The sequence below is a fragment of the Streptomyces hokutonensis genome (genome assembly GCF_000376565.1).
Taxonomy (GTDB): domain Bacteria; phylum Actinomycetota; class Actinomycetes; order Streptomycetales; family Streptomycetaceae; genus Streptomyces; species Streptomyces hokutonensis.
In genome coordinates this window covers 53,979-63,563 of record NZ_BARG01000074.1, presented here as the reverse complement: position 1 = coordinate 63,563, position 9,585 = coordinate 53,979, and the positions used below count along the sequence as shown (strand labels likewise).

At 72.8% G+C, this 9,585-nt stretch carries 6 protein-coding genes; 2 read left to right on the top strand and 4 right to left on the bottom strand.

Annotated features, from left to right (window positions below; genetic code table 11):
* Positions 1–60 precede the first annotated feature (60 nt).
* Positions 61–720: a response regulator gene (locus SSP08S_RS40415; RefSeq protein ID WP_019073351.1), complete on the bottom strand. Its 660-nt coding sequence runs from the start codon at positions 718–720 to the stop codon at positions 61–63.
* A complete protein-coding gene (locus SSP08S_RS40410; RefSeq protein WP_019073350.1) occupies positions 717–1,826 on the bottom strand; it encodes a sensor histidine kinase in 1,110 nt (369 codons plus the stop codon). Before SSP08S_RS40410 ends, SSP08S_RS40415 begins: the two co-directional genes overlap by 4 nt.
* A gap of 116 nt (positions 1,827–1,942) precedes the next feature.
* On the opposite strand from SSP08S_RS40410, the gene SSP08S_RS40405 reads away from it, so the two are divergent.
* Both SSP08S_RS40405 and SSP08S_RS40400 read left to right on the top strand, forming a co-directional pair.
* Positions 1,943–3,142, top strand: a complete 1,200-nt coding sequence (locus tag SSP08S_RS40405) for an MFS transporter (RefSeq protein WP_019073349.1) — start codon at positions 1,943–1,945, stop codon at positions 3,140–3,142.
* A gap of 139 nt (positions 3,143–3,281) precedes the next feature.
* Positions 3,282–5,930 carry a WD40/YVTN/BNR-like repeat-containing protein gene (locus tag SSP08S_RS40400; RefSeq protein ID WP_019073348.1) on the top strand — a complete coding sequence of 883 codons (2,649 nt, stop codon included), beginning with the start codon at positions 3,282–3,284 and terminating at the stop codon, positions 5,928–5,930.
* Positions 5,931–5,970: 40 nt separating this feature from the next.
* Here SSP08S_RS40400 and SSP08S_RS40395 read toward each other — a convergent pair whose 3' ends face one another.
* Both SSP08S_RS40395 and SSP08S_RS40390 read right to left on the bottom strand, forming a co-directional pair.
* Positions 5,971–6,279: a hypothetical protein gene (locus SSP08S_RS40395; protein WP_019073347.1), complete on the bottom strand. Its 309-nt coding sequence runs from the start codon at positions 6,277–6,279 to the stop codon at positions 5,971–5,973.
* A gap of 224 nt (positions 6,280–6,503) precedes the next feature.
* Positions 6,504–9,530 (bottom strand): hypothetical protein, encoded by a 3,027-nt coding sequence (locus SSP08S_RS40390; protein ID WP_158697279.1) that lies wholly within the window; start codon positions 9,528–9,530, stop codon positions 6,504–6,506.
* Between the last annotated feature and the right edge of the window lie 55 nt (positions 9,531–9,585).

Genomic DNA, 9,585 nt, shown 5'->3' with positions numbered 1-9,585 from the left:
GGCCACCGACAGTCAAGGACAACGCGACCCCCACGAGACCAAGCCGAAGACGACCGACAGTCAAGGGCGGCGGGGCTCGACCAGGCCGTGGTCGTAGGCGGCGACGACGGCGTGGACGCGGTCGCGCAGGCCCAGTTTGCGCAGGATCGCGGTGACGTGGTTCTTGACGGTGGCCTCGGACAGCCGCAGCCGCTCGGCGATCTCCGCGTTCGACAGGGCCTGCCCGATCAGGGTGAGCACCTCCCGCTCGCGGCCGGAGAGGTCGCGCAGCGCGGGCGGCGGTGCCTGGTCGGGGGCGGTGCTCAGGTACCGGTCGAGGACCCGGCCCAGTACGGCCGGCGCGAGCAGTGCGTCGCCGCGCGCGGTGACCCGGATCGCGTCGACGAGTTCGCCGGGGCGCATGTCCTTCAGCAGGAACCCGCTCGCCCCGGCCCGCAGGGCGGCGACCACCTGCGCGTCCACGTCCCAGGTGGTCAGCACCAGCACCCGGGCGCGGCCGCCGTCCGCCACGATCCGCCGGGTCGCCTCGATGCCGTCCAGCACGGGCATGCGTACGTCCATCAGCACCACGTCGGGCGCCAGTTCCCGGGTCAGCCGCACCGCCTCCCGGCCGTCGGACGCCTCGCCGACCACCTCCAGGTCCTCCCGGGCATCGATGATCATCCGGAATCCGGTACGGACCAGGGCCTGGTCGTCGGCCACCACCACCCGCAGGGTCATGACCCGCCCTCCACCGGCAGCCGCGCCGCCACCTCGAACCCGCCGCCGGCCCGCGGACCGGCACGCAGACCGCCGCCCACGAGCCGTGCCCTCTCCCGCATCCCCACGAGCCCGCGCCCCGCGCCCGCCGAGGCAGAACTCCCCTGCCCGGTAAGGCCGTTGTCGACCACCGTGACCTCCACGCACTCCCCGTCGGCCGTCACCCGCACGCTCACCTCGTCGGCGCCGACCGCGTGGCGCAGCGTGTTGGTGAGGGCCTCCTGGACGATCCGGTACACCGTCAGGTCCACGGTGGCCGGCAGACCGTCGAGGACTCCCTCGCGGTGCACGCGCACGGACATGCCGGTCGCGCGCACGGTGTCGGCGAGTTCGTCGAGCCGCGCGAGCGTGGGCCCAGGCTTCCGCCGCTCACCGGCCGCGTCGTCGCCCAACTCCTCCGGCCCGAACGCCCGCAACAGCAGCCGCAGTTCACCGAGTGCCGAACGCGCGCCGGTCTCGATGGCCCGCAGCGCCTGCCGGGCCTGGTCGGGCCGCCGGTCGAACACGTCGTCCGCGGCGCCCGCCTGAATCACCATCACGGACAAGGTGTGCGCGACCAGGTCGTGCACCTCGCGCGCGATCCGCGCCCGTTCCTCGACCACGGCCCGGCGCAGCTCCGCCTCCGTCCGGGCCCGCTGCGCCCGCCGCCACTGCCCGGCGGTCCACGCGAGGACCACCGCCAGCAGATAGAGCGTCACTCCCGTGGGGCCGCCGCCCGCGCCGAAGGCCAGCGGCGCCGGCAGGCACATCGCGGCGAGCGCCCACAGCGAGGTCCGGCGCGGCGCGGTGGCCGACAGGACGCACAGCGTGACCTGCGCCGCGAGCAGCGCCCCCGTAAGAGTCACCTCGGGCAGCAGCGCGCACACCGCGAGCCCGGCCGCCGCGTTCACGGCCAGTACGGCGACCGGGGCGCGCACCTGCCACCGCAGGACGAGGACCTGCGCGAGGACGAGGGCCAGGGCCACCGCCAGCCGCGGGCCGTCCCCGGCGCCCGCGACCAGCACCGAGGTACCGGGCACGGCGAGCACCAGCCCGGCCGACCCCCACCACAACGCCCGCAGCTCCACGCCCCGAGCCTATCCAGCGACCGGGCCGCTCCCCGGGCCGCCGAGGCCCGCGGCGCTCGACGATTTACCGTGGGCGTGGATCTCGACCATTTACCGTGGCCGTGGATACTGCACGGGTGACCGACCCGGCCACCGAGGCCCCCTCGAACCCCAAGCACCCCGCGTGGCTGACCCGCAACGTGAAGGTGCTGTGCGGGGTGTCCTTCCTCCAGGACGCGGCCAGCGAACTCCTCTACCCGATCCTGCCGATCTTCCTGACCGTGGTGCTGGGCGCCCCGCCCGCCGTGGTCGGCGCCATCGAGGGTGCGGCCGAGGGCGCCGCCTCACTCACCAAGGTGGCCGCCGGGCGGCTGGCGGACCGGTTCGCCCGGCGGCCGCTGATCGGCGCGGGATACGGCCTGGCCGCGGTCGGCAAGCTGCTCATCGCGCTGGCGACCGCGTGGCCGCTGGTCCTCGTCGCCAGGGTCACCGACCGGCTCGGCAAGGGCATGCGCGGGGCACCGCGCGACGCCCTGCTCGTCGAAGGCGTGCCGCACGGACAGCGCGGCAAGGTGTTCGGGCTGCACCGGGCCGCCGACACCGCCGGCGCGGTGGTCGGCCCGCTCCTCGGACTGGTCCTGTACGAGGCACTCGACCACCGGCTGCGCCCGCTGTTCTGGGTCGCCGTGATCCCGGCGATCGCCTCGGTCGCGCTGGTCGCCGCCGTCCGCGACCCCCGAGCCGGACAAAAGACGGGCAGGGCAGCCGCCACCCGTACCCCCTGGCGGTCCCTGCCTCGCCCGTACTGGCGGGTCCTCGCCGTGCTGCTCGTCTTCAACCTCGTCAACTTCCCCGACGCGCTGCTGCTGTTGCGCGCCCACGACCTGGGCCTGTCGACGGCCGGGGTGGTGGGCGCGTACGCGGTCTACAACCTCGTCTACGCCGCCCTGTCCTACCCCGCCGGAGCCCTGTCCGACCGGCTCCCCCGCCCGCTGGTCTTCGCCGCGGGTCTGTTCTTCTTCGCGGTCGGCTATCTCGGCCTCGGCCTGATCCACAGCCCCTGGGCGGTGTTCGTCGTGCTCCCGCTCTACGGCGGTTTCGCGGCCTGCACCGACGGCGTCGGCAAGGCCTGGATCTCCACGCTCGTCCCCGACCACCAGCAGGGCAGCGCACAGGGCCTCTACCAGGGGGCCACCGGCGCCGCCGTCCTGCTCGCGGGCGTGTGGGCCGGGCTCGCCTGGGGCGCGGACGGCCGTCTCCCGCTGCTGGTCTCGGGCGCCGTCGCGCTGGCCCTCGCGGGGGTGCTGCCGGCCGTGGCCCGCGCGCGGACCGCGTGAAGGCGCGGTGAACGGGTCGCCTTCCAGCCATCGGTAGTGACAGGTTCTGGTCAAGGGCTTTCCAAATGCCGGACTCCTCCCGGCTCCGGTGGTCGGGTCGTCCCCGACGGCTGTATCCGCGCCCGCTCGGGAGGCCCTGGTGTCACAACCGACCCGCAAGAGACGTTGGTTCACGATCTGCGCCATCACCGCATCCGCCGCACTCGTGGCGATACCCGCCGGCGCCGCGCCCGGCTCGGGCGGCACCCCCTTCGGGGTCCGCGCACTGTCCCAACTAGCCTCCGAACGGGGGCAGTCGACGGATACCGTCAGCCCTCGCGCGAAAGCCGACGACGACGGCGGTGACGACGGCAACGAGGCCGACGAGATAGCCGAGGGCGCGGACCAGTACGCCGAGGCCCGCACCTCGCCCGGCATCGTCGCACCGGGCGCGTACGGCGCCGCCTGGACGAGTCTGACCAACCTGCCCGGCACCGGCGGCAGTTGGCGCAACATCACCAACCTGCCGTACAACTCCGACGACCCCCGCTACCGCGACTACGACTCCAACTCCAGCGGCGGCTCGGGGAATGTGACCGGCCGGATGGCCGCGATGGCCGCCGACGACGACGGGTACGTGTACGCGGGCAGCGCGGGCGGCGGAGTGTGGCGGTCCCGGTCCGGGGGCGGCCACTGGCAGCCCATCAGCAACAAGCTGCCCGCCCAGTCCACCGGCGCCCTCGCGCTGGACGGCGCCGGACGGCTGTGGCTGGGCACCGGCGAGGCGACCACCAACGCGGACGCGTACCTCGGCAGCGGTGTCTACGTCCTCTCCAACCCCCGCCACGGCACGTTCTCGACCCGCAGCCGGGTCGGCGGCGACGAGCTGGAATCCACCACCATCCACGAACTGCGCTTCGGCGGCGGCAAGGTGTGGGCCGCGACCAGCGAGGGCGTGTGGAGCCACTCCACGAAGACGCTGAAGGGCGCCTGGAAGCTGGAGTTCGCGCCCAACCCGGCCTATCTGCCCGGCGGTTCACTCGCGAGCGACCCCTCGGCCGCGTACAAGAACATCGCCAACGACATAGCGATCGACCCGAAGAACCCCTCCAAGGTGGTCCTCGCGGTCGGCTGGCGCAGCGGCGACGACTACAACGGCTTCTACACCAAGGTGAACGGCACCTGGACCCGCGTCACCAGCGGTCTGGGCGATCTGCCCGCCGACGCGGACAACGTCGGCAACGTCACCTTCGCCCGCTCCGCCGACGGCTCCCGCTACTACGCCATCGACCAGTCCCCGGAGCAGCTCAACACCAACCCGGACAGCGGTCTCGAGGGCATCTACGTCTCCAAGTCCGGTTCCCCGACCGGCCCCTGGACGAAGATCGCCGACTACAAGGGCCTGGCCGCCGACGGTTCGGCGCTCACCTCCAGCGGCTACATGCCCGGCGTGCAGGCCTGGTACAACCAGTTCCTGACCGTCGACCCGGCGAACGCGGAGCACGTCTACGCGGGCCTGGAGGAGGTCTACGAGACGAAGGACGGCGGCACCGACTGGTCGACCGTGGGCCCGTACTGGAACTTCGGCTTCCCCTGCTGGAGCATCGACCCCACCAAGCAGACCGGCGACTGCAGCCCGACCACCCACTCCGACCAGCACGGCGTGGCGATCGGCAGCTACCACGGCAAGAGTTTCGTCTACGTCGGCAACGACGGCGGCGTCTACAAGCGCCCGCTGAACGGCTCCCAGGACGCCTCCGGCCACGCCACCGACTGGACCTCGCTCAACGACGGCACCATCGACACCCTCCAGTACTACTCGGTGGGCGTCGGCAAGGACCTGACCTACGGCGGCGTCTCGGTCACCGGCGGCCTCCAGGACAACGGCCAGTCGATCCTCCGCAGCAACGACACCGTCATGGGCTCCAACTTCGGCGGCGACGGCGGCGACACCCTCACCGACCCGGCCAACGGCTGCAACATGGCCGAGGAATACGTCTACCTCGCCATCCAGGTGACCCAGAACTGTGCGGTGAACGACGGGAGTTGGGTCACCGACCCGAGCAAGATCACGTCGTACAACGTGGCCCCCGCCGACAACGCCACCGGTGAGGCCCGCTTCATCGCCCCGATCACGGCCGACATGAAGAACAGCTCGACCTGGATCGCGGGCGGCCGGCACATCTGGGTGCAGACCCACGGCTACGCCATCCGCAGCGGCTCCGAGTGGACCAGCCTCTACGACCTCGGCGCCGGGCGTACCGCGACCGCCGTCGCGGCCTCGGGCGGCAAGGTGTACGCGGCCTGGTGCGGGCCCTGCAACAACCAGGGCTTCGCGCGCGGCATCTCCGTCGGCAACGCGGACGGCACCGGCTGGCACGACGTGAGCCTGCCGGTGGACGCGACCGTGCCCAACCGCTACCTCGCAGGTTTCGCGGTCGACCCGAAGAACGCCGACCACGTCTACCTCGCGGTCAACGGCTTCTCCCGGCACTGGACCGAGGGCCCCGGCGCAGGTGTGGGCCACGTCTTCGAGTCCACCGACGGCGGCACGACCTGGAAGGACATCTCCAAGAACCTGCCCGACGTGCCGACCAACTCCGCGGTGGTCACCTCGAACGGCGGCCTCGCCGTCGCCACCGACCTCGGCGTCGTCTACCGCGCGCCGGGCCGTACGACCTGGCAGCGCGTCGGGAACCTCCCGGCGGTCGCCGTACTCCAGGTGAAGCTGAGCCCGGACGGCCGGACGCTGTACGCGGCCACGCACGGCCGGGGCATCTACACGATCGGCGTGCACGACCTCCGCTGACCCGGAGACGGCCGACAGGGGTGATCCCGGACCACCGGGGTCACCCCTGCGTCGTGTACGGCACCACACTCACGTGCAGCGTGAAGACGGTCCGCGCCGCGCCCGCCACGTCCGGCGCCTTCGCCGAGGCGGTGACCTCGGCGGCCCCGGCCCGGGTCCCCGCACACCGCAGCGAGGCACGGGCCGTACCGTCCGGATCCACCCGCCAGCCGGACACGAGGGCGAACACCGGCGCGGAACTCCCCACGGCCGTCCACCGCTTGTCGTCCACACGCGGCTTCAGCACGAGCGACACCACGGTCCCGGGCCGCACGCACAGTCGTCGCACGACCGCGTCACCCGGGCTCACGGTGATCTCCGTGTGCCCGGCGACACAGCTCCCGGACGCCGAGGGGCTTCCCCCGCTGGGACTCGCGCCGCTCTCCGACGCCCCTCCCACCTGCCCGCTACCCGCCGACGCGTGACATCCCGCCAGGACGACCGCCACCGCGACCGTCCCGACTCCGGTCCACCACCGCATCCCGGCACCTCCCGGCCCGCACGTCCAGGACCACCAGCATGCCCCGGGTCAGGTCAAAGGGTGACCAGTACGCCGTCCAGGGTGACCGTGGAGCGTGTGGAGGTGCTGCCGACAAGCACCCGGAGCTGCACCTTGTGGGACTTGACCGTCGTACCGAGGGTGCGGGTGAACACCACCTGCCGGTAGGCGGTCTTCGCCGCGTAGGTGTTGACCGTACCGACCGTCTTTCCGTCCACCACGACCGCGAAGCGGCCTCCATTGGACTTCTTGGTCGCTACGACACGGAGCTGGGTGCCGTTCGCCGTGAGGGAGACGTACGCGCCCTTGGTGGCGGAGGTGCGAACAGTGCCCGCCCACGCGGAAGTTGCGGACGCCGACTTCCACGTGCCCGTGTAGTGCAGGGCCGAGGCCCGGTCGTCGAGCGGGATGCCCGTGGTCGCCGTCCTGCTCCACGCGCCGGTCTGGCCGGCGTCGTCGTGGGCGCGGACGGAGAAGCGGTAGGTGACTCCGGGCACGGGCTTGATGGGGCTGCCCGACTTGCCGAAGGTCGCCGAGGTCGCCGTGGTCGCGGTGCGCCAGGTATGGAGCGGGCCGAGCGTCCAGGCGCCCGCGCTGTTGCGGGTGGTCACGCGCCAGGCGATGTCGTACGACTTCACGCCCGCCGTCTTCGCCGCCCAGGTGACCGGGACGGCCGCGGTGGTTCCCGCGCTGCTCGCGACGGCCGGTGCGGTGACGGTGGCGGCGGGGACGGTCCGGCGCAGGGTGACCTTGCCGGTGGCGTCGGCCGCCGGCCGGCCGGTGACCGTGTCGGTCGCGGTCAGCGTCCAGGTGTAGGCGCCCTCGCCGGCCGCCGTGCCGGTCTGTGTGGTGCCGTTCCAGGACGGGGCGACCTTGCCGGTGGAGCTGGTGCCGGTCAGTGAACGGACCTGTGTGGAGCCGGACTTGAGGGTGAGCGTCCAGTTCACCGGACGGTCGTAGGTCCAGGCCGGGGTCCAACTGTCGGACGAACCGTCGCCGTTGGGGCTGAAGCCGGCCGGGGTGGTCGCCGCCTGCGCGGCGGTGGGGACGCCCGCCCAGGTCACGTGGGTGACGCCGGAGTCGTCCATCCAGGCCGCCCAGGGGGCGTCACGGTCGACCGTCCAGCGTTCGGCGGCGGCGGTGTTGGCCCGGTCGGGGAGCGTGAAGAGGGCGTGTGCCGTGGTGTCCGACGCGGTCAGGGACTGGGCGTTGAGGGTGACGGCGGCGCTGCCCGCAGACTTGCTGAACGTGTAGAGGACGTCCGTGCCGAGGATCGGGGTGCGGACGGAGGCGTCCACCGTGGTGGTGGCCGAACTGCCCACGGTGAGCAGCAGGCCGGTGGTGGTGGCCGCTCCGCAGGTGGTCAGCAGGATGCGGGAACCGCGCACCTGGAGGTCGCCGGGAAGGCAGTTCACCGTGGCGACGGTGGTGACCGCGCCGGTCGTGAGGTCGGTGCGGTGGATCGACCAGGTGGTCGTGGTGCCGTTGCGCTCCGAGGAGTACACGGCGCCGCCGGAGAGGGCCGAACCGCCCGGTACGCGCTGGGAGTTGCCGGTGGCGAAGGTGTAGAGGAGCAGGGTGCCGTTGTTCACGGTGGTCCGGTCCGAGAGCAGCGCGTGGGTGCCGTCGAAGTCCGCGACCGTGATCGCCGAGCCGTTCGCGTTGTCCAGCGGTGTGCCGACCTGGGTGCCGTTCTCGTAGACCTGGAACTGGCCCGCGCCGGCGGCGTCCGTCTGCTCGACCAGGATCCGTCCGCCGGCCGCGGCGAGCGTCTGGTGCACCGGGCCGCCGGAGTACGCCAGCACCCGCGACGGTGTGCTCGCCGAGGCCCCGGACGCACCGACCGTCAGGTCCGAGCGGAGCACGACTCCGTCGGGGCGGGACGAGTCGTCGGCGGTGTAGAGCGCGCCGCCGGACAGGGCCAGCGCGTCCAGCCGGGCGAGTCCGGCGGGGATGGTGGTGGCGTCGCCCGCGGTGGTGGAGACGCGGCCGTCGGTGAGGGTCTGGATCGCGGCGTCGATGTCGGGGCGGTAGAGCGAGGTGCGCATCCTGCCGTCGTCGCCGACCTCCACGTCACGGAAGGAACCGCCGAGGTCCTTGGCCGCCGCGGATCCGTCCCGGGGTATCGCGAAGAGTTCGTTCGAGGCGTCGGAGTCGTTGCGCTGGTACCAGGCGAGGGTGTCGTCGCCGATCCAGCGGGCGTTGGCTACCGGCAGCGTGACGGTGGCCGGGGTGTCGCCGGGTGCCGAGCGCCGCCACTCGGTCAGGGTCGTCCCGTCGACGACACCGAAGTGGTCGGGGGTGAACTCCAGGGCCTGCGGCAGTTCCTCGGTCGTGGGCTCGGCCACGGTGACCGTCGTGCCGGTGGCGAAGTCGACGTAGACGATCTCGTAGCCCCAGCCGGGCGCGGTCCGCCGCTCCACCAGGGCACCGTCGGCGTCCGAGTCGAGGACCTCGTACTGCTCGTCGCCGGAGAGGAGGGTGCGGTCCGCGGCGCCGGGGGTGCGCAGCAGCAGGCGGACCAGGTAGGCGGAGGTGTCGTCCTGGTACCTCTGCTGGACGAGGATGCCGTCGCCGGCCTGGCCGCGGTAGCGCTCGTCGCCTGCGGCGCCCGAGTTGTCGTAGGCGACCGGGAGGACGTCCTCGGCGCCGGAGCCTAGGTGGCGCAGGGTGACGTGGTCGGCGAGGGCGCCGTTCGGGTTGGTGGAGGTGGCCGTGGCCACGACGCCGTCCTGGACGGAGACCGCGTGGACGGTCACCGTGTCGGCGGTGTCCGCGAGCCGGCCGAGGTCCTGCGGGGTGCCTCCGGCGACGGCGAGCCAGCCGTGCGCCGCCGTGTCGGCCGCGGTCGTCTGGCTCCAGACGACCGTCTGGCCGGAACCGGACAGGTCATTGGCGGCGGGCGCGGAGGTCGTCCGCGCGGGGAGTGTCGCCGACACGTCGGACGCGGATCCGGTCGCGGGCGCCGCGACGGCCGGGACGGTGGTGACGGCCTGGGCCACGGCTAGGGCCGTGAGGGCCGCTACCGGGACAGCGAGGAAGCGGCGTCTGTGGAAAGGCATGGCAGCCCGATCTCTCTTCGAACCCTCGTCGAAGCCCACTTCGAACGGCTTCGAG

Excerpts from the sequence above, each read along its gene's own strand:
- SSP08S_RS40415 (WP_019073351.1), bottom strand. The coding sequence starts at position 720 with ATGACCCTGCGGGTGGTGGTGGCCGACGACCAGGCCCTGGTCCGTACC.
- SSP08S_RS40390 (WP_158697279.1), bottom strand. The coding sequence starts at position 9,530 with ATGCCTTTCCACAGACGCCGCTTCCTCGCTGTCCCGGTAGCGGCCCTC.